This is a genomic window from Enterobacter sp. BNK-16, from assembly GCF_048684955.1.
GTDB lineage: Bacteria > Pseudomonadota > Gammaproteobacteria > Enterobacterales > Enterobacteriaceae > Enterobacter > Enterobacter bugandensis.
Genome location: NZ_JBLQTQ010000001.1, coordinates 3,570,894 through 3,591,527, shown reverse-complemented (window position 1 = coordinate 3,591,527; position 20,634 = coordinate 3,570,894). Strand labels below are relative to the sequence as shown.

The 20,634-nt window shown below is 56.9% G+C and carries 17 protein-coding genes; 6 read left to right on the top strand and 11 right to left on the bottom strand.

Features of this window, described 5'->3' with window-relative positions:
* Positions 1-46 precede the first annotated feature (46 nt).
* Both ACMGGH_RS17290 and yddG read right to left on the bottom strand, forming a co-directional pair.
* Positions 47-1,156, bottom strand: a complete 1,110-nt coding sequence (locus ACMGGH_RS17290; RefSeq protein ID WP_028013256.1) for a porin OmpC — start codon at positions 1,154-1,156, stop codon at positions 47-49.
* Between the two features lie 476 nt (positions 1,157-1,632).
* Positions 1,633-2,511, bottom strand: a complete 879-nt coding sequence (yddG, locus tag ACMGGH_RS17285; protein ID WP_232948293.1) for an aromatic amino acid DMT transporter YddG — start codon at positions 2,509-2,511, stop codon at positions 1,633-1,635.
* 221 nt (positions 2,512-2,732) lie between these two features.
* On the opposite strand from yddG, the gene fdnG reads away from it, so the two are divergent.
* From fdnG to fdnI, 3 genes are read left to right on the top strand one after another with little or no spacing between them, the layout of a single operon-like run.
* Positions 2,733-5,780 (top strand): formate dehydrogenase-N subunit alpha, encoded by a 3,048-nt coding sequence (gene fdnG / locus ACMGGH_RS17280; RefSeq protein ID WP_192971119.1) that lies wholly within the window; start codon positions 2,733-2,735, stop codon positions 5,778-5,780.
* 11 nt (positions 5,781-5,791) lie between these two features.
* Positions 5,792-6,676 (top strand): formate dehydrogenase subunit beta, encoded by an 885-nt coding sequence (fdxH, locus tag ACMGGH_RS17275; protein ID WP_232948292.1) that lies wholly within the window; start codon positions 5,792-5,794, stop codon positions 6,674-6,676.
* Positions 6,669-7,325, top strand: a complete 657-nt coding sequence (fdnI, locus tag ACMGGH_RS17270; protein ID WP_048958295.1) for a formate dehydrogenase-N subunit gamma — start codon at positions 6,669-6,671, stop codon at positions 7,323-7,325. Before fdxH ends, fdnI begins: the two co-directional genes overlap by 8 nt.
* A gap of 58 nt (positions 7,326-7,383) precedes the next feature.
* Here fdnI and ppk2 read toward each other — a convergent pair whose 3' ends face one another.
* Positions 7,384-8,202 carry a polyphosphate kinase 2 gene (ppk2, locus tag ACMGGH_RS17265; protein ID WP_045630464.1) on the bottom strand — a complete coding sequence of 273 codons (819 nt, stop codon included), beginning with the start codon at positions 8,200-8,202 and terminating at the stop codon, positions 7,384-7,386.
* A gap of 344 nt (positions 8,203-8,546) precedes the next feature.
* On the opposite strand from ppk2, the gene ACMGGH_RS17260 reads away from it, so the two are divergent.
* Both ACMGGH_RS17260 and araJ read left to right on the top strand, forming a co-directional pair.
* Positions 8,547-9,053 (top strand): YbjP/YqhG family protein, encoded by a 507-nt coding sequence (locus tag ACMGGH_RS17260; RefSeq protein ID WP_232948291.1) that lies wholly within the window; start codon positions 8,547-8,549, stop codon positions 9,051-9,053.
* A gap of 187 nt (positions 9,054-9,240) precedes the next feature.
* On the top strand, positions 9,241-10,416 hold the full coding sequence (gene araJ, locus ACMGGH_RS17255; RefSeq protein WP_420299184.1) for an MFS transporter AraJ: 1,176 nt from the start codon (positions 9,241-9,243) through the stop codon (positions 10,414-10,416).
* 6 nt (positions 10,417-10,422) lie between these two features.
* On the opposite strand, the gene ACMGGH_RS17250 is transcribed toward araJ, so the two are convergent.
* The 7 genes from ACMGGH_RS17250 to ACMGGH_RS17220 form a co-directional block, all read right to left on the bottom strand.
* A complete protein-coding gene (locus tag ACMGGH_RS17250) occupies positions 10,423-11,514 on the bottom strand; it encodes an alkylhydroperoxidase domain protein (protein ID WP_232948289.1) in 1,092 nt (363 codons plus the stop codon).
* Between the two features lie 10 nt (positions 11,515-11,524).
* On the bottom strand, positions 11,525-12,514 hold the full coding sequence (locus ACMGGH_RS17245; protein ID WP_232948288.1) for a putative FMN-dependent luciferase-like monooxygenase: 990 nt from the start codon (positions 12,512-12,514) through the stop codon (positions 11,525-11,527).
* Complete coding sequence (locus ACMGGH_RS17240) at positions 12,511-14,118, bottom strand: dipeptide ABC transporter ATP-binding protein (protein WP_232948287.1); 1,608 nt, start codon at positions 14,116-14,118, stop codon at positions 12,511-12,513. Before ACMGGH_RS17240 ends, ACMGGH_RS17245 begins: the two co-directional genes overlap by 4 nt.
* Complete coding sequence (locus ACMGGH_RS17235; RefSeq protein ID WP_232948286.1) at positions 14,115-14,966, bottom strand: ABC transporter permease; 852 nt, start codon at positions 14,964-14,966, stop codon at positions 14,115-14,117. The genes ACMGGH_RS17240 and ACMGGH_RS17235 overlap by 4 nt, the downstream gene beginning before the upstream one ends.
* Positions 14,963-15,907: an ABC transporter permease gene (locus ACMGGH_RS17230; RefSeq protein ID WP_045260582.1), complete on the bottom strand. Its 945-nt coding sequence runs from the start codon at positions 15,905-15,907 to the stop codon at positions 14,963-14,965. The genes ACMGGH_RS17235 and ACMGGH_RS17230 overlap by 4 nt, the downstream gene beginning before the upstream one ends.
* Before the next feature lie 10 nt (positions 15,908-15,917).
* Positions 15,918-17,537, bottom strand: a complete 1,620-nt coding sequence (locus ACMGGH_RS17225) for a TIGR04028 family ABC transporter substrate-binding protein (RefSeq protein ID WP_232948285.1) — start codon at positions 17,535-17,537, stop codon at positions 15,918-15,920.
* A 140-nt stretch (positions 17,538-17,677) separates the two neighbouring features.
* Positions 17,678-18,880, bottom strand: coding sequence for an NAD(P)/FAD-dependent oxidoreductase (locus ACMGGH_RS17220; RefSeq protein ID WP_232948284.1), 1,203 nt, complete (start codon positions 18,878-18,880; stop codon positions 17,678-17,680).
* A 130-nt stretch (positions 18,881-19,010) separates the two neighbouring features.
* Here ACMGGH_RS17220 and ACMGGH_RS17215 point away from each other — a divergent pair, with 130 nt between their 5' ends.
* Positions 19,011-19,517, top strand: coding sequence for an RrF2 family transcriptional regulator (locus ACMGGH_RS17215; RefSeq protein WP_028013240.1), 507 nt, complete (start codon positions 19,011-19,013; stop codon positions 19,515-19,517).
* Positions 19,518-19,560: 43 nt separating this feature from the next.
* Here the strand turns inward: ACMGGH_RS17215 and adhP are convergent, their stop codons facing one another.
* Positions 19,561-20,571 carry an alcohol dehydrogenase AdhP gene (gene adhP, locus ACMGGH_RS17210; RefSeq protein ID WP_041909867.1) on the bottom strand — a complete coding sequence of 337 codons (1,011 nt, stop codon included), beginning with the start codon at positions 20,569-20,571 and terminating at the stop codon, positions 19,561-19,563.
* Between the last annotated feature and the right edge of the window lie 63 nt (positions 20,572-20,634).

Below are 20,634 nucleotides of genomic sequence, written 5' to 3'. Positions count from 1 at the left end.
GATAAAAAAAGCCAGCGTGTTACGCTGGCTTTTGTACTGACAAATCTTAGAACTGGTAGGTCAGACCCAGCGCAACGATGTTGTCGGTACCGATACCTGCCTGGCGAGTGAACTGGTTGTCGTCCAGCAGGTTGATTTTGTAATCCACGTAGGTGGACATGTTTTTGTTAAAATAGTAGGTGGTGCCGACATCAATGTATTTAACCAGATCCTGGTCGCCGAAGTTCTCGATGTCTTTACCTTTAGACTGCAGGTAGGCGATGGATGGACGCAGGCCAAAGTCAAACTGATACTGAGCCACAACTTCGAAGTTTTGCGCCTTGTTTGCAAAGCCGTAGATGTCGCTGCGGTTACCGTTAGAGGTGCCGAAACGGGTTGCGTTATAGGTCTGAGAGTACTGCGCCGCGAGGTAAACGTTGTTCGCGTCGTACTTCACGCCGCCGCTGTACACTTCAGCGCGGTCGCCTTCACCGTATACGCCAGCCGCATTCTGGTCAGCGGTACGGCGAGAAGAAGACATTGCACCACCGACGCTGAAGCCTTCACCCAGATCGTAAGTCAGAGACGCACCGTAGCCGTCGCCGTTCTGGTTCAGCAGGCTGCGGCCGTTGGTGTTTTCACCGCTTACGCTGCCATTTTTACCCTGGTACTGCAGGGCAAAGTTCAGGCCGTCAACCAGACCGAAGAAGTCCTGGTTACGGTAAGTTGCCACGCCGTTTGCACGAGACTGCAGGAAGTTGTCGGCACCGTAGGTGTCACCGCCGAATTCTGGCAGAACGTCGGTCCAGGAGGTCACGTCGTAAATCACGCCGTAGTTACGACCGTAATCGAATGAACCGGCTTCAGCGAACTTCAGACCTGCGAAGGCCACACGGGTCCAGGACTGGTTGTCGCCTTCGTCCTTGTTACCCTGAATCTGGTATTCCCACTGGCCGTAACCGGACAGCTGGTCGTTAACCTGGGTTTCACCCTTGAAGCCGATACGCATGTAGGTTTTATCACCGTCTGCGCCTGCGTCATCAGAGAAATAGTGCAGACCTGTCACTTTACCGTACAGATCCAGCTTGTTACCGTCTTTGTTATAAATCTCAGCTGCGTTTACAACGCCTGCTGCCAACATGGAAGTGACTGCCACTGCAACTAATTTAAGTTTCATCTTAAATATTCCTTATAATTTTTTTCAGTATTTCCTGAACCATCGCGAACGATTTCTAAACGAGGCTGTTCGTCAACGGCGTGCTATTTTTAAAAATCTTGTAGTTGTCTTTCAATAATAAGTTTCAAAATATGAGTAATAATTTCATTTAGTGTGATCGAGATCGGGTTAATGACGCCTGAATAAAATGTTGTGGCGATTATTTAATCAGTATGAGTTTATTTTTTTGGCAACCATGATGGCGAATATTATTGCATTTCGTGTTATTAAGAGCGGTAATATTCGCAGGGAAGTAGTTACGCAGCGGTGTCAGGTTATGTCAATTTGATGTCGGGGGAATTGACGAAGGAAGCTAATATAAACAGAACATCAACAAATGCACTAATGTTCTGATTAATATATTACGATGTGATCACATATTAAATTTATGTTAATTTTTCTGCCGGATTTAATCGAACCCGGCATAAATCTGAACCCTATTTTCGTGTAGCGTACCAGCAGAGCAATGACCCGGTGCAGACCATCAGCGCGCCCTGCCAGAACGAAAAAGAGAGGGGTGAGCTTAGCAGCACGGCTGCAAGCGCGGCGGAGAGCACGGGAGTAAAATAGGATACGGCAGCCAGCACCGTGACGTTACCGTGCAGAATGCCAATATTCCATGCCGCATAGCCAAACCCAAGCGCAATGCCGCACATAACGAGCTTCACGATAACCGGAAAGCTGAACACCATTTCTGGCTGATCGCTAATGGTATATTTCACCCACAGGCTCAGCGCAGTGAGCAAAACAAAGAGGGTAATACCGTTTTGCCCTTTGGCAAATTTGGCGGTTACGGTACAGTAGGCGGCCCAGATAAATGCTCCGGCAAAAGCAAGCGTATAGCTAAGGGGATTAGAGACGACATTGCGGATTATTTCATCAATGTGTAATCCTTGCTCACCTCCTAATACCCAACACACGCCGAGCAGAGCGATAGCTAAACCGGGGACGACCCACAGCGTTGATTTCTGTCCGTTGAATAAAATAGCAAAGACGATCGTCAGGCTCGGCCAGAGATAATTAACCATACCGACTTCTATGGCCTGCGCTCGCGTGGCGGCATAGCCTAACGACAGCGCCAGACAAATTTCATAACTGACAAACAGTACGCTGCCTGCAATAAGATACCCGGGTGAAAAACGTTTAATATCAGGAAATCCTACCGTTACCAGGCACAATAACCCACTGAGGGTGTAAATCATCGCCGCGCCGCCGACGGGCCCCAGCCCCTCGCTTACGCTGCGAATCAGACCCACCATTGTGCTCCATAGCAGTATTGCCGCCAGCCCCGTGAGCGTTGCTCTCTTTCTGTCCATTACGTTTTCATCGCTAATAAAATCAAAGGGAAAATGTATAGCATTAATTCTGACCCTGTCGCGAATTATTCTCTTACGTGTTTAACCCTTAAGGGGTATTCAAACGCGGCAGCGGTGACTATTAAGGGGGCGACGTCAGGCGACCTTGATTTGACGCAAAAAAAACAGGGGCTTTAATGTTAGTTTGCGGCGCGAAGTCTTATCAGATAACGAGGACAACAATGGACGTCAGCCGCAGACAATTTTTCAAAATCTGCGCGGGCGGTATGGCCGGAACCACAGCCGCAATGCTGGGATTTGCTCCCAAAATGGCGCTGGCTCAGGCACGCAACTATAAGCTGCTGCGTGCGAAAGAGATCCGTAACACCTGCACATACTGCTCCGTGGGTTGTGGGCTATTGATGTATAGCCTGGGTGATGGCGCGAAGAACGCCAGAGAAGCGATTTACCATATTGAAGGGGATCCGGATCATCCGGTGAGCCGTGGGGCGCTGTGCCCGAAAGGGGCGGGACTGCTGGACTATGTCCACAGCGAAAACCGCCTCCGCTACCCGGAATACCGCGCGCCGGGCTCCGACAAATGGCAGCGCATCTCCTGGGATGAGGCGTTCTCCCGTATTGCAAAACTGATGAAAGCCGACCGTGACGCCAACTTTATTGAAAAGAACGAGCAGGGCGTGACGGTCAACCGCTGGCTCTCTACCGGGATGCTGTGCGCATCTGCGGCAAGCAATGAAACCGGCATGCTGACGCAAAAATTTGTGCGCTCTCTCGGCATGCTGGCAGTAGACAACCAGGCGCGCGTCTGACACGGACCAACGGTAGCAAGTCTTGCTCCAACATTTGGTCGCGGTGCGATGACCAACCACTGGGTTGATATTAAAAACGCAAACGTCGTGGTGGTGATGGGCGGTAACGCCGCTGAAGCCCATCCGGTGGGATTCCGCTGGGCGATGGAAGCGAAAAACAACAACGATGCGACGCTCATCGTCGTCGATCCGCGCTTTACGCGTACGGCATCGGTGGCCGATATCTATGCGCCGATCCGCTCCGGTACGGACATTACGTTCCTCTCCGGCGTGCTGCTGTACCTGATCGAAAACAACAAAATTAACGCGGACTACGTTAAGCATTACACCAACGCGAACCTGCTGGTGCGGGATGATTTTGCCTTCGATGACGGGCTGTTCAGCGGCTATGACGCTGAAAAACGCCAGTACGACAAAACGTCCTGGAACTATCAGTTCGATGAAAACGGCTATGCGATGCGGGATGAAACGCTGACGCATCCGCGCTGCGTGTGGAACCTGCTGAAGCAGCACGTTTCCCGCTATACGCCGGACGTGGTGGAGAACATCTGCGGCACGCCGAAAGCGGACTTCCTGAAGGTGTGCGAGGTGCTGGCCTCCACCAGCGCCGCTGACAGAACCACCACGTTCCTGTATGCGCTGGGCTGGACGCAGCACACCGTGGGCGCGCAGAACATCCGTACCATGGCGATGATCCAGCTGCTGCTCGGCAACATGGGGATGGCCGGTGGCGGCGTGAACGCCCTTCGCGGCCACTCTAACATTCAGGGCTTAACCGATCTCGGTCTGCTCTCCACCAGCCTGCCGGGCTACCTGACGCTGCCGTCGGAAAAGCAGGCCAGTCTGCAAGCGTATCTTGAAGCTAATACGCCAAAAGCAACGCTGCCGGACCAGGTGAACTACTGGAGCAACTATCCGAAGTTCTACGTCAGCCTGATGAAATCCTTCTACGGCGACGCGGCGCAGAAGGAGAACGACTGGGGCTTTGAGTGGCTGCCGAAGTGGGATCAGGCTTATGACGTCATTAAGTATTTCAACATGATGGATAAGGGCGACGTCACCGGTTATATCTGCCAGGGCTTTAACCCGGTGGCGTCATTCCCGGATAAAAACAAAGTCGTGCGCAGCCTGAGCAAGCTGAAGTACATGGTGGTTATCGATCCGCTGGTGACCGAGACCTCCACCTTCTGGCAGAACCACGGGGAATCCAACGATGTCGATCCGGCGTCGATTCAGACCGAAGTGTTCCGCCTGCCATCCACCTGCTTTGCGGAAGAGGACGGCTCTATTGCCAACTCCGGCCGCTGGCTGCAATGGCACTGGAAAGGGCAGGACGCACCGGGCGAAGCGCGTAACGACGGCGAAATCCTGGCCGGCATTTATCATCGTCTGCGCGAAATGTACCGCACCGAAGGCGGCAAAGGCGCTGAGCCGCTGCTGAAGATGAGCTGGCACTACAAGCAGCCGGATCGTCCTGAGTCTGAGGAAGTCGCGAAAGAGAACAACGGCGTGGCGCTGGCGGATCTGTATGACGCGAGCGGCAACCTGGTCGCGAAAAAAGGCCAGCTGCTGAACAGCTTTGCGCTGCTGCGCGATGACGGGACAACGGCATCGTCCTGCTGGATCTACACCGGCAGCTGGACGGAGCAGGGTAACCAGATGGCCAACCGCGATAACGCTGACCCGTCAGGCCTGGGCAACACCCTGGGCTGGGCATGGGCGTGGCCGCTGAACCGTCGCGTGCTGTACAACCGCGCGTCCGCCGACGTGAACGGCAAGCCGTGGGATCCGAAACGGATGCTGATCCAGTGGAACGGGGCGAAGTGGACGGGGAACGACATTCCGGATTACAACACCGCCGCGCCGGGCAGCAACACCGGGCCGTTTATCATGCAGCCGGAAGGGCTGGGGCGCCTGTTCGCCCTCAACAAGCTGGCAGAAGGGCCGTTCCCGGAACACTACGAGCCGATGGAAACGCCGCTGGGGACCAACCCGCTGCACCCGAACGTGGTCTCAAGCCCGGTGGTGCGCATCTACGAAGAGGACGTGCTGCGCTTAGGCAAAAAGGACAAATTCCCGTACGTGGGGACGACCTACCGCCTGACCGAGCATTTCCACACCTGGACCAAGCACGCGCGGCTTAACGCCATCGCGCAGCCGGAACAGTTTGTGGAGATAAGCGAAACGCTGGCGAAGGCGAAAGGCATTGCCAACGGCGATCGCGTCAAGGTGAGCAGCAAGCGCGGCTTTATTCGCGCCGTGGCGGTGGTGACCCGTCGTTTGCAAAGTCTGAACGTGCACGGCCAACAGGTGGAAACCGTCGGTATTCCGCTGCACTGGGGCTTTGAAGGGGTGGCGCAGAAAGGCTATATCGCCAATACCCTGACGCCAAACGTCGGCGATTCCAACTCGCAAACGCCGGAGTACAAAGCGTTTCTGGTCAACATCGAGAAAGCGTAAGGAGCGATTAAATGGCGATGGAAACACAAGACATTATTAAACGCTCCGCGACCAACCCGATCACTCCCGCGCCTCGCGCGCGGGACTATAAGGCAGAGGTCGCCAAGCTTATCGACGTCTCCTCCTGCGTGGGCTGTAAGGCCTGCCAGGTGGCCTGTTCGGAGTGGAACGATATCCGCGACGAGGTGGGGCACTGCGTCGGGGTTTACGATAACCCGGCGGATCTGAGCGCCAAATCCTGGACGGTGATGCGCTTTAGCGAAACCGACCAGAACGGCAGGCTGGAGTGGCTGATCCGCAAGGACGGCTGTATGCACTGTGAAGATCCGGGCTGCCTGAAGGCGTGTCCGTCTGCCGGTGCGATAATTCAGTACGCCAACGGGATCGTCGACTTCCAGCAGGATAACTGCATCGGCTGCGGCTACTGCATCGCGGGCTGTCCATTTAATATCCCGCGCCTCAATAAAGAGGATAACCGGGTATACAAATGCACCCTGTGCGTCGATCGCGTCAGCGTTGGCCAGGAGCCTGCGTGCGTGAAGACCTGTCCGACCGGGGCGATCCACTTCGGCACCAAAAAAGAGATGCTCGACGTGGCGCAAGAGCGCGTGGACAAGCTGAAAGCGCGCGGCTACGACAAGGCAGGCATTTACAACCCGCAGGGCGTGGGCGGCACGCACGTGATGTACGTGCTGCATCACAACGACCAGCCGGAGCTGTATCACAACCTGCCGAAAGATCCGGCGATCGATACCTCCATTAACCTGTGGAAAGGGGCGCTTAAACCGCTCTCTGCGGCGGGCTTTATCGCCACCTTTGCGGGGCTGATTTATCACTACATCGGTATCGGCCCGAATAAAGAGGTGGATGACGAGGAGGAGGAGCATCATGAGTAAGTCGAAAATGATAGTGCGCACCAAATTTGTCGATCGCGCCTGTCACTGGACGGTAGTCATTTGCTTCTTCCTAGTGGCGGTATCCGGCATTTCGTTCTTCTTCCCGACGCTGCAGTGGCTGACCGAAACCTTCGGTACGCCGCAAATGGGGCGCATTCTGCATCCATTCTTCGGCGTGCTGATTTTCGTGGTGCTGATGTTTATGTTCGTGCGCTTTGTCCATCACAATATTCCGGACAAGCAGGACATCCCGTGGGTGAAAGGGATTGTCGAAGTCCTGAAGGGCAACGAGCATAAAGTCGCGAAGGTGGGGAAATACAATGCCGGACAGAAGATGATGTTCTGGACCATCATGAGCATGATTTTTGTGCTGCTGGTGACCGGGGTGATGATCTGGCGTCCGTATTTTGCACAGTACTTCCCGATCCAGGCGGTGCGTTACGCGCTGCTAATTCACGCGACGTCTGCCATCATCCTGATTCATGCCATCCTGATCCATATGTATATGGCGTTCTGGGTTAAAGGGTCGATCAAAGGGATGATTGAAGGGAAGGTGAGCCGCCGCTGGGCGCAGAAACATCACCCGCGCTGGTATCGTGATGTGGAACGGCTGGAGGCGAAACAGGAAAGTACGGAAGGGATGAAGTAAGACCTGCGCCGTCGGCTCTGCCCGGCGGCGCTGCGCTTGCGCGGGCCTACTCTTCAAATCAAAACCGCTCTTCCACATACCGGAACGGGTATTTCGTGGGTTTGACTTTGCCGATTTTGCGCTTCGGTAAATCCACCTTGTCGACGTGAATTTCTTTATACGGGATCTGCGAAAGCAGATGCGAAATAATATTCAGACGCACGCGTTTTTTATCTTCAGAACGCGCGACAAACCACGGTGCCCAGGCGGTGTCAGTGGCTTCAAACATGGCGTCGCGCGCGCGGGTGTATTCGTCCCAGAGGTTAAAGGATTTAATATCCATCGGCGACAGCTTCCAGATCTTACGCCCATCGTTAATGCGGTCGCGCAGGCGCCGCTCCTGCTCTTTCGGCGTTACCTCCAGCCAGTACTTCAGCAGGATAATTCCGGCATCGACCATCGCTTTTTCCATGACCGGCGCGCCGTCCAAAAATTTCTCCGCCTGTTCCTCCGTGCAGAACCCCATCACCCGCTCCACGCCCGCGCGGTTATACCAGCTGCGATCGAATATCACGATTTCACCCGCCGAGGGCAGGTGAGGCACATAGCGCTGGAAGTAGAGCTGGCTTTTCTCTTTATCCGTTGGGGCAGGAAGCGCAACAACGCGAAACACGCGGGGGCTGACGCGCTCGGTGATCGCTTTAATGGTGCCGCCTTTGCCGGCGCCGTCGCGTCCCTCAAAAACAATGCACACCTTCAATCCTTTGGCGACGACCCACTGCTGGAGCTTAACCAGTTCGACGTGCAGGCGGCGGAGCTCTTTTTCATACTCTTTGGTCTTAAGGGGGGCATTCGATACGACATCAACAGCGACAGGGGTTTTCTTTTTGCTTCCCATGATTGTCATCCTCAGGTTGTCCGGCGTGGAAAAAGCGAGGCCGCACTATGAAGTGTAATCCACTTGTTATTATGCGTATTGTTTTTAGGTAATTAATTTCACAATGCTTTTTTAAGAAGATACTGAGGTATTTACGCAGGTGTTTAGCACCCGTTCCACTATTAGAACGCCGCAGATGTAATAAAAGCATTTTTAATACCACTGCTTGTGTGTGGTTAATGTAATAATTCATTCTTATTTACTAAAAGGAACTAAGAATGAGTTGGAATAAAGACGCTGCGGTTTCGTATCTCCGCTCACACGCTCTGGGGCGCTCTCATAATGAACGTGTTATGGATGCATAGATGAAAAGGATATTTTTATCATTCGTTATGTTGCTGGTGAGCTGTAGTTCGGCTGCCAATCAAAGACGTAGCGCACAAGACGCTACTGTATCATTTTATAAATCCTATCTTTCTGTATTCGGCAGCGATGAAGCCACGCCTTATCCTGCCGACGAACTGCACAAATATGTTTCTGCTGATACTATTGCTCGCATCAATGCTATTCAGGAAATCTTTGAACAAGAGTTAATAGAGTCTGACTATTTTACGTATACCCAAGATTACTCTCGTGAATGGATACCTGCGTTACGAGTGGAAAACGCCAGGCCATTTTTAAACGGTGAAGTTGTCCAGGTTATTGAAGGGGCGGGTAACGGGAGAAGCATCCACCTTGAGGTATTTCTTCGTCGTGAAGATGATGCATGGAAAATCTATCGCGTTCGTGACGTAACGAACAATTACGAGCACCCAATTTTCAATGCTGGCGCTATTACACGCGCTAAAGAAGCGGCAGAAAGCACACCGTAAAAGCCAGACCTTAAATCCTTTAAAGCCCTGACGCCTGCCGGGGCTTTTTGTTTTCCATTCCCCCGTGTCGTGGTTGGAGAAAACTCCTGAATTAATGGATTAACGTGTCAGCCAGCTGATTTGAACTGGCTCACCATACAAGATTATTTAATAATGCCCTCGCGATTGATTAACCGGTGGTTGAGGCATGAAAAAGACAATATTTTCGTTGGCGCTTGGCACATTTGGCCTGGGTATGGCTGAATTTGGCATTATGGGGGTGTTAACCGAGCTGGCGCATGACACCGGTATTTCGATTCCCTCCGCTGGGAATATGATCTCGTTTTATGCCTTCGGTGTGGTGATTGGCGCGCCGATTGTAGCGCTGTTCTCCGGCAAGTTCTCGTTAAAAACGACGCTGCTGTTTCTGGTTGCCATGTGCGCAGTCGGAAATGCCCTGTTTACGTTTTCTACGTCGTATTTCTGGCTGGCGCTGGGGCGTTTGATCTCCGGTTTTCCGCACGGGGCCATTTTTGGCGTCGGGGCGATAATCCTCTCCAAAATTGCACCTCCGGGGAAAGTTACGGTCGCGGTGGCGGGGATGATCGCCGGAATGACCGTAGCCAACCTGGTGGGCGTTCCGCTGGGGACCTGGCTGGGGCACCAGTTCAGCTGGCGCTATACCTTTTTCCTGATTGCTGCGTTCGACGCGCTGGTTATCCTCTCGGTTCTGCTCTGGGTGCCGGACATCCATTACAAATCAGAAATCAAATTGTCCGAGCAGTTTCAGTTCCTGAAGAAACCGGAACCCTGGCTGATTTTTGCCGCCACCATGTTTGGTAATGCTGGCGTGTTCGCGTGGTTCAGCTTCGTTAAGCCGTTTATGGTCAACGTTTCTGGCTTTTCCGAAGGGATGATGACGGCCATCATGATGCTGATGGGCCTTGGCATGGTGTTGGGCAATCTGCTGAGCGGCAAACTCTCGGGGCGCTTTAGCCCGCTGCGCATTGCGGCCATCACCGATATGGTGATTGTCGCCTCGCTGCTGCTGCTTTTCGCCCTGGGCGAACTGAAAACGGCCTCGCTGGTGATGGGCTTTATCTGCTGTGCCGGGCTGTTTGCGCTCTCTGCACCGCTGCAAATTTTGCTTCTGCAAAATGCGAAGGGCGGTGAGATGCTGGGGGCGGCCGGAGGGCAGATGGCGTTTAATCTCGGCAGCGCGATCGGGGCGTACTTTGGTGGGATGATGATTATCCTCGGCTTTAGCTGGCGCTACGTCACGCTGCCTGCGGCGCTCCTCTCGTTCTCGGCCATGAGCGCGCTGTTGATCTACGGTTACCTGCGGGCCAGACAGGCTCAGGCTAACGCTCGCGCGCTAGCCTGATTGCATTCAGGCAAGCCAGGGCTCACCCAGCGTCAGCATCAGGCGGTTGGCCCAGGCGAAGAACGCGGCGGACTGCACCAGGTCCAGCTGGGCTAAGGTGTCCAGCCCCTCTTTTTCCAGTGCGGCAAGGTGCAGCGGCGTGGCGGCAGGCGGGGTAACCGACAGCGCTGCCGCAAAATTAATTTCCGCCTGCCAGCGCGCAGATTGCCCCTCGCTCAGGGAGCGTCCCGGACGTACGGCCAGCAGGGCCTCTACCGCCGCGTCATCCTTTGACAGCTGGCTGGCTTTGCGCGCATGGACAGAGGCGCAGTAGATGCAGCCGTTAATTTTACTGGTTACCGTTGCGGCCAGCTCGCGCTCGGCGCGCGGCAATCCCCCCGGCGTATAAAAAATTCCTTTATCCGTTAGCGTGCGCTGTTCAAGCACCGGCAGGTTGCGCCCCAGCAGGCGGAAGTAGTCGGAATCGGTATGGCCAAATTTCGCCAGAACGGCAACCTCGTCATCATGGAAGTCCGCCAGAGGTTTGGCGTCGATCCACGGCTCCCAGCCCAGCTCCTGCTGGGTGAACGCGACGGGAGCCGTCTTCCCGGAGACCGTGGTTGCGGCTGTATGCCAGATGCCTGCCGCCACCGGCACATCGCTTGCCACCACCGGCTTGTCATTTAGCAGCCGCAGCCCGGCGACGAGTCGGCTCTGAAAGCTGACAAACGCAACAAGCTGCGCCAGGGTAACAATGCCTTCCTTGCTCCAACCCGCCTGGATCAGCGCCTTTAACGATGTCGGCGTGGCTTCAACGGGTGAGAAGGTCAGCAGACGCGCGAAATTCAGCGCCGGGGTCAGACGGTCTGAGGTCGGGTCGGCCAGGCCAAACCCCGCATAGTGCGCGGCCAGCGCCTCCGCGTTGTGCCACCTGGCGACTTTTGCCGCGACGGCGAAGCGCTCGTCGAGCGCAAAATCGCTATCCTGCTGGGTAAATAAGGTTTCGTAGCTGCCCTGTGCGTGGCGCGTGGCGGCGTCCCGCGTGGCGCGCGCCTCTGCCAGAGGGGAACCGGGTTTAATTTCCGCCAGCTCGGCGAGAATGTCCTGACTTAATGACATAGGTGTCTCCTCAAAGGATGTGGGGGGCAATATGTTCGGCGATCAGTTCGATGGATCGCAGCGTGTCGCGATGGGTGGGCTCGACCGAATGAACCTGGAACGAGATATCCGTGGCGCGCCTGAGAACGGAGTCCGCATGCAGCGAATGCAGCACCGTCTCTGGCGAGCCGATATGGGCGTCGAACTGGCGACGAAAATCTGTGACGGTGTCACCTTTAATCGCATGTCCGGCAGCGCGATGCTGCTGGGCCTGCCTGGCGAGACCCGGCGTGGCGACCTTCAGCGCGTAGTCATCGCTGTCGGCGACGAACGCCGTGCGGGAGGCCAGAATACGCGGCGCAATGCCCGCAGGCAGCGCATCAAGGTAGGCATCCACAATCGGGTTCTGGATCGCGTCGAGCGTTAAATCCAACTGGTCTGCCGGGCGCGGCTGCGTGCGGGAGAGCATCAAACCGTGTCCGGCCCGCGCGGCGCGAACGGCACCGTCGACGGAAAAGGTGGCAATCCAGATCCGTTCAGCCAGCTGTGGCGCTGGCGGATAAAGGTGATTATCCGGATGGGTGAGCGAATCCCCGCGCCAGGCGCTCTGGATCACATGCAAATGGTCAGCAAAGGCCGCGCCGCGCTGTTCAAACGTCAGTCCGAACGGCAGGAAAGAGGTCGGCGTGCCGCCCGAACCAAAACCGACTTCGAGACGCCCATCGGCGAGTAGATCCAGCACGGCGGCATCTTCCGCCACGCGTAGCGGGTTTTCCATCGGCAGGGTAATGATGGCCGTGCCCAGGCGGATGGTTTCGGTATGCGCCGCAACGTGGGCCAGAAACAGCAGCGGCGACGGCAGGCCGCCTTCACTTTCGTGGAAGTGGTGCTGCGCGATCCAGGCGCTGTCAAAACCGTGGCGTTCGGCGTGGCGGATCTGTTCGGTTGCCAGACGATAGCGCTCCTTCGGCGTGGCGTCGTCAAGCAGGCGGGTGAAAAATCCCAGGCGTTTTCGCGTCATGCGAACTCCTCCGTAGCGGGTGAAAAATGGGGAATGGCGGCAATCAGCTCGCGGGTATAGTCGTTCTGCGGCGACGTGAATAAGGTCTCGACGTCACCGTGTTCGACCACCTGACCGCTGCGCAGCACCGTGACGCTGTGGGCGATCCGGCGGACGGTAGAGAGATCGTGCGTGATAAAGAGGTAGGTCAATCCCAGCTGCTGCTGCAGCTGCTGAAGCAGTGCCAGAATCTGCGCCTGTACGGTGACGTCCAGCGCGGAGGTGGCTTCGTCCAGCACCAGAATAGTCGGCTCCAGAATCAGCGCCCGGGCGATAGCTACGCGCTGGCGCTGCCCGCCTGAAAGCTCCCGGGCGGTACGGCTCAGGAGTTCGACGGGCAGGGCAACCCGCTGCGCCACGGTCTCCACCCGGACCTTTCGCTCCGCTTTGCTCAGGCGAGAAAAATTCTTCAGGGGCTCTTCGACGATCTCGAACAGCGTCTGACGCGGGTCGAGAGAGGCGAACGGGTTCTGATAGACAAACTGGATCTTCTGGCGCAGCTGGCGGCGGGCCTCGCGGCTGAGGTCGGTGGCATCAATATCATCAATAATGACCTGTCCGCTGTCCGCCTGTTCAAAACCCAGCAAAATACGGGCGAGGGTGGTTTTCCCGGAGCCGGATTCCCCGACCAGCGCATGCGTGCTGCCGCGCCTGACGTCAAACGTCACCCGATCCAGCGCCTGAAGGTGATGACCTTTGCCCAGCGAGAACCGTTTGCTGATGGCGCGGGCGCGAATGGCCGGTGACGCCAGCGGAAGGCCTGCTACCGGGGCGATGGTCAGGCGCTGGCCCTGGAGATCGCTCAGTAGCTGACGGGTATAGGCGTGCTGCGGCGTGCGGATAATGTCGGCGGTGTCGCCGTGCTCCTGAACCTCGCCGTTGCGAAACACCAGCAGCCTCTCCGCGCGCTGGGCAGCCAGCGCCAGATCGTGGGTGACAAACAGAACCGCAGTACCAGATTCCCGACGCAGGATATCCAGCAGATCGAGAATGCGTTTTTGCACCGTCACGTCCAGCGCGCTGGTGGGCTCATCGGCGACGATCACGTCCGGGCGCAGCGCAATGGCGATGGCAATCAGCACGCGCTGTTTCATCCCGCCGGAGAGCTGATGCGGATACTGCTTCATGCGCTGTTCGGGATGGCTCAGGCCGACCTTTGTCAGCAGGGCGAGCACCTGCTCGTCGCGCTGGAGTGCCGTTACCTTTTGGTGCTGCTGAATAATTTCCCCGACCTGTACGCCGATCGTCTTCACCGGGTTGAGTGAATTACCCGGATCCTGCGGAACCAGGCTGATTCGCGCGCCGCGAAGGGTATCGAGACGCTTCGCTGACCACCGGCTAATCTCCTCGCCGTTGAGCACGATTTTCCCGGCATCGCGTCGGGCGTTATCCGCCAGCAGACCAATGATCGCCTGTGCCGTGGTTGTTTTGCCTGAGCCAGATTCACCGACAAAGGCCAGCATTTCCCCCCGACGGAGGGTGAAGCTGACGTTATGCACCACCTCGCGCCACTGGCGCGCGGTACGGTAGCTGATGGTCAGGTTTTCTACCGAGAGTACGGTCATTTCAGGCCTCCGCTGAACTGCTGGCTGATACGGTTGGTGGCAAGCACGACGGCGATGACGACCACGCCGGGGAAGGTAGTTAACCACCAGGCGGTAGAGAGATAGTTACGGCCTTCGGCAATCAATAAGCCCCATTCCGGAACGGGCGGCGGGGTGCCGTAGCCGAGAAAGCTCAGCGTGGAGAGGGCCAGAATGGCCTGACCAAACTGCAGCGTGGCAAAGGCGAGAACGGCGGTTAAGGCGTTGGGCAGGATGTGTCGCCACAGGACCGCCAGGAACGTCCCGCCGCTGCCAAACGCCGCCTCGACATAATCCGTATGGCGGATGCGCACCACTTCACCGCGCGCGAGGCGGGCGAAGCTGGCGATGGAGGCCACGCCGACGGCAATGGCGGCGTTAACGGTGCCAAACCCGAGCAGAATAATGACCGTCAGCGAGAGCAGCAGAGACGGAATGGACAGCAGCACGTCGACAAAACGCATCAGGAAAGACTCGACGCGTCCGGCGAACGCGCCGGCGATCACCCCCAGACCGGTGCCCACCACCAGCCCCATCGTGACGGCAGCGAGCGCCGCGCTCAGGGAGTGGGACGCACCATACATAATGCGGGTGTAAACATCGCGGCCAAGCTGATCGGTGCCGAGCCAGTGGCCCGCCTGCGGTGCCAGACGTTGTGCTCCGGCGATGCCCTCAATCGGGCTGTAGTGGGTTAACAGGCCGGGGGCTACGGCAGCAAAAACCGCGAGAATAATCACCGCCCACGCCAGCCACAGTCCCGGCTGCCACGCGACGCCCTGCCAGCCGGGAACGCGTTTTCGCGCGGCGGCAGCGTAATCGACCAGGCTCATGATGCACCTCCGGTAACGGTTTGCAGACGGGGATCCAGCAGCGGCATCAGCAGGTCCACCAGCAGATTGATCAGGACAAAGCCGAGAGCGGAAATCATGACCACCGCCTGAAGCACGGCGATGTCCTGGTTGTTCACCGCCTGCTGGGTCAGCTGCCCGAGCCCGCTGCGGCCAAATACGGTTTCGGTGATCAGCGCTCCGGCAATCAGTTCGCCCAGCAGCAGCCCGGCAATATTGAGTACCGGCAGCAGCGCGTTGCCGGTGACGTGGCGCCACAGGACGGCGGTTTCACTCAGTCCTTTGGCGCGGGCAACGGCGACAAACGGCTGCGTCGCCACCTGGTCCAGGCTGCGCATCAGAATTTGCGCCAGCGGGGCGGAGATCGGGATCGCGACGGTCACGATCGGCAGGATCAGCCCCTGCAGCGGCGTCGGGTTAATCACCGGGATCAGCCGCAGCTGGAAAGAAAAGAGCTGGATAAGGGCAATCCCCAGCCAGAACGTGGGTAAGGAGATAAACAGGACCGGCAGAGACTGGAGGGTATTACTCAGCCAGCGCAAACCCGGCAGACGCGATGCAAAGGCCAGCGCAAACGCCAGCAGGACCGCGAGTACAAAGGCGGGCAGGGCGAGGCTCAGGGTATCCGGCAGATTGCTGGCAATCAGCTCACTGACCGGCACCCCGGCCTGTAACGAGTAGCCGAAATCTCCGCGCAGCATCGCCAGCAGCGTGTGGCCGTATTGCTGCCACAGCGGGCTGTCCGCGCCGTAGGCCACGCGCATCTCCTCGATTTGCGCCGGGCTTAGGCCCAGGTCCGGGTTCTGAAATTTAATCAGCACCGCGTCGCCAGGCAGCACCTGGAGCAACACGAACGAGAGGGTAAAGGCGGCCCACAGCACCAGCAGCCCGTGACCAAGACGTTGAAGAAGTGCGTGGCGCATCGTCAGCTCCTCAGTGTTTCTCAATCCACGCGCCGTAGAACGACGGGCGGCCGACCGCTTCAAAATTGACGCCTTTTAGCCACGGCGCACCGGCAAAGACCTGCGGCTCCTCGAAAATCGGAATGACGTAGGCGTTATCCAGCAGGTAGCGCTGGGCATCGCCGGTCAGTTGCAGGCGTTTTTGCGGATCGATCTCTGAGGAGATATTTACCAGCAGCGCATTCAGCTTGTCGTCGCGGAAGCTTTTGACCTTGTCGCTGGAGCCGCCTTTTTGCAGCAGCGCGTCGCGGTTAGCCGGGTAGAACATGCTTTTCACCACGTCCGGATCGGCGCGGCCCACTTCGGAGACGGTTAACGGGGTTTTCTGTGGATCAAGGTTATCCAGCGTGCGGCTGCCAGCGTCCCCGGCTTTTACGTTCAGCACTACGCCCACCTGACGCCACTGCTGGGCAACCAGCTGCAGCACCTCTTTATTTTGCGGCTGCGGCAGGGATTCATATACCGTCAGCGCCAGCCGCTGGCCGTCTTTGGCGCGGATCCCGTCGCTGCCCGCTTTCCAGCCCGCCTCGTCCAGCAGCTGGTTGGCTTTTGCCGGATCAAAGGTCAATTTGTCGCTGAGATCGACAAAGCCTGCGGCGGAATCGGCAATCACCGACTTCGCCTGCGGATAGTTGGCCGAGAAGAGAGTCTCGACCACCTGCTTTGCATTCGTGGCATGCAGCAGCGCCTGGCGCACGCGAATATCGGAGACCAGCGGGTTATCCGGGCGGAAGCTAATGCTGTCGTTCACCCCGCGCGTTGGGGCGGCGTAGATTTTATAGCCCTGGTCTGTCGCCTGCTTTTCGTCATACGCCTGCACCTGGCGAATAAAGTCGGCCTGGCCGGCCAGCAGGGCGCCGACGCGCACGCTGTCCTCCTGGGTGACGATAAACTTGATGCCATCCAGATTGGCTGGACCCTGTTGCGCCAGATTTTTGGGTCCCCACCGGTAGTCCTTACGGGCTTCGAGCGTCACTTCGCGGCCGAGCTTCTCGTCCTTCACCACAAACGGGCCGGAGCCAATGATATGCCGGGCGTCTCCCAGTTCTTCAAAGTTGCGCTTCAGCGTGCTGAGCGAGACCAGACCCGACCCAATCGTGGCGGTGCCCTGCAGGAACCCCGGCGACGGTTTTTTGAAGTAGAACTTCACGGTCAGCGGGTCGACCACTTCGCTGCGATCGTAGTTATTGATCACTTCTGACACCGGCAGGCGCTGCGCCTTATTGCCCAAACCGTAGGTATCAAAGTTTTTTGCTACGGCGTTGGCGTCCAGCGGCGTGCCGTCGGAGAAGGTAATACCGGGACGCAGTTTAAAGGTGTATTCAGTTTTATCGGCGTTGGTGGTCCAGCTTTCGGCCACCCACGGTTCGACCTGCAGCGTCTTTGGATTTTGCCACGTCAGTTTGTCGGTGATCTGGTTCAGAATGCCGCCGTTCGGGTAGAAGCCGCCGGCAGGCGGGTAGAGGTTGGTGTGCGCCTGTTGTTCCAGATAAATCAGCGTGCCGCCTTTGACCGGCGCATCTGCGGACCAGGCTGCGGTTGTCGTCAGAATCAGCGCCGTCAGCAGCGGCAGACGAAATGGGGTTTGCATGGTGAATTCCTTTGTTATCTTCTTGTTAGCCTCGGATTCATCATCGGGCGCGGGGGAAAACAAGGGAACAAAGGAATTGAGATAAGGATTGCCGGAAACTGAAAATAAAAACGCCCCGTTAGCGGGGCGATGGCGGGGGCCTAAACGAATTTCGCCAGCGGGTCGGCGGCGGCAAAGGCGACTGCTTTATCCGCTGCTGGAGGGTAGATCAGCTCGTTAGTGATGGCGATCTTGATCTTCTTGGCGTCATCTTGGACTGACTTAACGACCTGATCCCAGCCCTCGGTATAAACCGCGCCCCACGCGCCTAAATCCAGGCAGGTAACATAGTTCACCTGACGATAAGGGTAAGGAGCAACGTTCAGCAGGCTGGCGGCAGCGTTATGACCGGCAAATTTCCCTAGCTGGATCGCGTGCTGGCAGGTCATCAGCGCCGTGTTGCCCGCATCGTCTGTTTTGGCGTGAGCCATATCGCCGGTGGCATAGACGTCAGGATGTGCGGGGACCTGCAACGTCTCTGTCACAACCAGGCGGCCCTGGCTATCGCGTTCACCGTCTATCTGCAGGCTGAGGGGATTTGCCTCGACGCCTGCGGTCCAGACGACGGTCGCAGCAGCAATACGTTCACCGTTTTTCAGCGTTATGCCGTGAGCATCAATGGCTTCAACTTCACTCTTCAGCCGCCATTCAACGCCCAGCGCCTCACTCGCCTCTGCAATCGTTTTACGCAATGCGTCGCTATAGCGGCCGCCAATGACTGGCTCCTTTTCAACTACGACTATTTTAATCTCCGTATTGTCACCAAAACGGGCACGCAGTCGGGCAGGTAGCTCCGTTGCCAGCTCGATGCCGGTAAAGCCGCCTCCGCAGACTACCACGGTGTTGCGCTCGGGCGTGGAGGGACGTAACGCCAGTGAATCAAGGTGACGCTCAAATACCTGTGCGGATTCCAGCTGGTCGATGTCAAAGGCGTAGTCAGCCAGGCCGGCAATCGGTGGGCGTTTGGTCTGGCTGCCCGTAGCGAGGATCAGCCTATCGTAGGAAGCCGTAGCATGCGCGCCATTGGACATCCGGTATAAAACGGTTTTTGCCGTGGTATCAATTTGTTCCGCGTGTCCGGCAATGAATGTGATATCAAGCTCGTCAAACAGGTCAGTCAACGGGGCGACCAGCGTTGACACCTTCTCCTCATAGAAGCGTGGCCGAACGCGCAGTTCGGGTAAGGGGGCCAGAACCGCAATCTCCAGACTGTTATTACCCTGCTGCTCAGAGAGACGTGCCGCGCTCACGGCTGCCCACATACCCGCAAAACCACTGCCTACGATTAAAATCTGCTTTTTCATATTCGATCCTTTCTCCCGCCAGGCTTCATGCCTGACATAACTGCCACTATACTTGTCGGAGTTAACTCCGACAACTTCTTTCTGAGTTAAAAATCGTTATAATGCTCCGAACACTAATTCGGAGTTAACCATGGCGTTTTACAGTTCCGGTGTGGAATACGGCATTCACAGCCTGATGTGTATGGTGGATGCGAAGGGCAACGAGCGTGAGATGAGCGTCCGGGAGATGGCTGCCTTGCAGGGCGTGCCGTATGACTACCTCGGCAAAATCTTCACACGCCTGTCACGTGCCGGGCTGGTCATCAGTACGGAAGGCAAGGGCGGGGGCTTTAAGCTGGCGCGTCCGGCGGAGCTGATCAGCGTGTTGGATGTGGCGCATGCCATTGACGGCGAGAAAAACATGTTCGAATGTCGTGAAGTGCGCCAGCGGCTGGCCGTGTTTGATGAAGCACCGCCTGCCTGGGTCTGCGACGGCCCGTGCGGAGTACGTTCAGTCATGGATAGCGCGCAGCAGCGGATGGAAGAGGAGCTCGCGCGTCATACTATTCTCGACCTGGCGCGTAAAATGTACCGAAAAGCGCCGGACACCTTCCAGATTGAGGTTCAGGAGTGGATTTCAGTTCGTCGTTCGTCGTAGCAATGAGCCGGGTAAGGCGTAGCCACTACCCGGCAAAAGGTGTTTACGAGCGTAAGTCGATCACCATACGGCCACGGATCTGGCCCTGTTCCATCTCTTTAAAAATGGCGTTGATGTCCTCGATAGGACGCATCGTCACTTTCGGCACCACTTTGCCCTCGGCCGCAAACTGGAAGGCTTCCTGCAGATCCTGACGGGTGCCAACCAGCGAACCCACCACCTGTATACCGTCCAGCACCAGACGCGGAATGTCCAGGCTCATTGCTTCCGGCGGCAGGCCAACGGCGACCACGCGGCCACCGGCACGCACGGCATCTACCGCCGAGTTGAAGGCCGCTTTTGCGACGGCGGTGACGACTGCGGCATGCGCGCCGCCGGTTTTTTCCTGCACAATCTTAGCGGCATCTTCGCTGCGGGAGTTGATGGTTAAATCTGCACCCATGCTCGCGGCCAGCTTCAGCTGTTCATCGTTAACGTCCAGAGCGATGACTTTGGCATTAAACACGTTTTTGGCGTACTGCAGCGCGAGGTTGCCCAGCCCGCCCAGACCGTAAATCGCGATCCACTGGCCCGGTTTTATGCCGGAGATTTTCACCGCTTTGTAGGTGGTGACGCCGGCGCAGGTAATGCTGCTGGCCGCCGCCGAATCCAGACCATCCGGCACTTTTACCGCGTAATCCGCGGTGACGATGCACTCTTCCGCCATGCCGCCGTCAACGGAGTAACCGGCGTTTTTCACGTCACGGCACAGGGTTTCGTTACCGGTATTACAGTATTCGCAGTGACCGCATCCTTCAAAGAACCAGGCCACGCTTGCACGGTCGCCGACTTTCAGCGACGTCACGCCAGGGCCGACTTCTTTCACGATACCAATACCTTCATGGCCCAGGATTACCCCGGTTTTATCGCCAAAATCACCGTTCTTCACGTGGAGGTCGGTATGGCATACACCACAGCACTCCATTTTCAGCAGGGCTTCTCCGTGCTTAAGCGGGCGTAAGGTTTTTTCAGTGACATTGACCTGATGATCCTGAGTAACAACAGCAGCCTTCATGTGTATCTCCTTGTTCATGATAAGAATCTGCATAGCAGGTGTAGTACCCCTTAAGGATTAATA

Bases quoted from the DNA above. Each gene is read 5' to 3' on its own strand.
- ACMGGH_RS17290 (WP_028013256.1), bottom strand. From the start codon at position 1,156: ATGAAACTTAAATTAGTTGCAGTGGCAGTCACTTCCATGTTGGCAGCA.
- yddG (WP_232948293.1), bottom strand. From the start codon at position 2,511: ATGGACAGAAAGAGAGCAACGCTCACGGGGCTGGCGGCAATACTGCTA.
- fdxH (WP_232948292.1), top strand. From the start codon at position 5,792: ATGGCGATGGAAACACAAGACATTATTAAACGCTCCGCGACCAACCCG.
- fdnI (WP_048958295.1), top strand. From the start codon at position 6,669: ATGAGTAAGTCGAAAATGATAGTGCGCACCAAATTTGTCGATCGCGCC.
- ppk2 (WP_045630464.1), bottom strand. From the start codon at position 8,202: ATGGGAAGCAAAAAGAAAACCCCTGTCGCTGTTGATGTCGTATCGAAT.
- ACMGGH_RS17260 (WP_232948291.1), top strand. From the start codon at position 8,547: ATGAAAAGGATATTTTTATCATTCGTTATGTTGCTGGTGAGCTGTAGT.
- araJ (WP_420299184.1), top strand. From the start codon at position 9,241: ATGAAAAAGACAATATTTTCGTTGGCGCTTGGCACATTTGGCCTGGGT.
- ACMGGH_RS17250 (WP_232948289.1), bottom strand. From the start codon at position 11,514: ATGTCATTAAGTCAGGACATTCTCGCCGAGCTGGCGGAAATTAAACCC.
- ACMGGH_RS17245 (WP_232948288.1), bottom strand. From the start codon at position 12,514: ATGACGCGAAAACGCCTGGGATTTTTCACCCGCCTGCTTGACGACGCC.
- ACMGGH_RS17240 (WP_232948287.1), bottom strand. From the start codon at position 14,118: ATGACCGTACTCTCGGTAGAAAACCTGACCATCAGCTACCGTACCGCG.
- ACMGGH_RS17235 (WP_232948286.1), bottom strand. From the start codon at position 14,966: ATGAGCCTGGTCGATTACGCTGCCGCCGCGCGAAAACGCGTTCCCGGC.
- ACMGGH_RS17230 (WP_045260582.1), bottom strand. From the start codon at position 15,907: ATGCGCCACGCACTTCTTCAACGTCTTGGTCACGGGCTGCTGGTGCTG.
- ACMGGH_RS17225 (WP_232948285.1), bottom strand. From the start codon at position 17,537: ATGCAAACCCCATTTCGTCTGCCGCTGCTGACGGCGCTGATTCTGACG.
- ACMGGH_RS17220 (WP_232948284.1), bottom strand. From the start codon at position 18,880: ATGAAAAAGCAGATTTTAATCGTAGGCAGTGGTTTTGCGGGTATGTGG.
- ACMGGH_RS17215 (WP_028013240.1), top strand. From the start codon at position 19,011: ATGGCGTTTTACAGTTCCGGTGTGGAATACGGCATTCACAGCCTGATG.
- adhP (WP_041909867.1), bottom strand. From the start codon at position 20,571: ATGAAGGCTGCTGTTGTTACTCAGGATCATCAGGTCAATGTCACTGAA.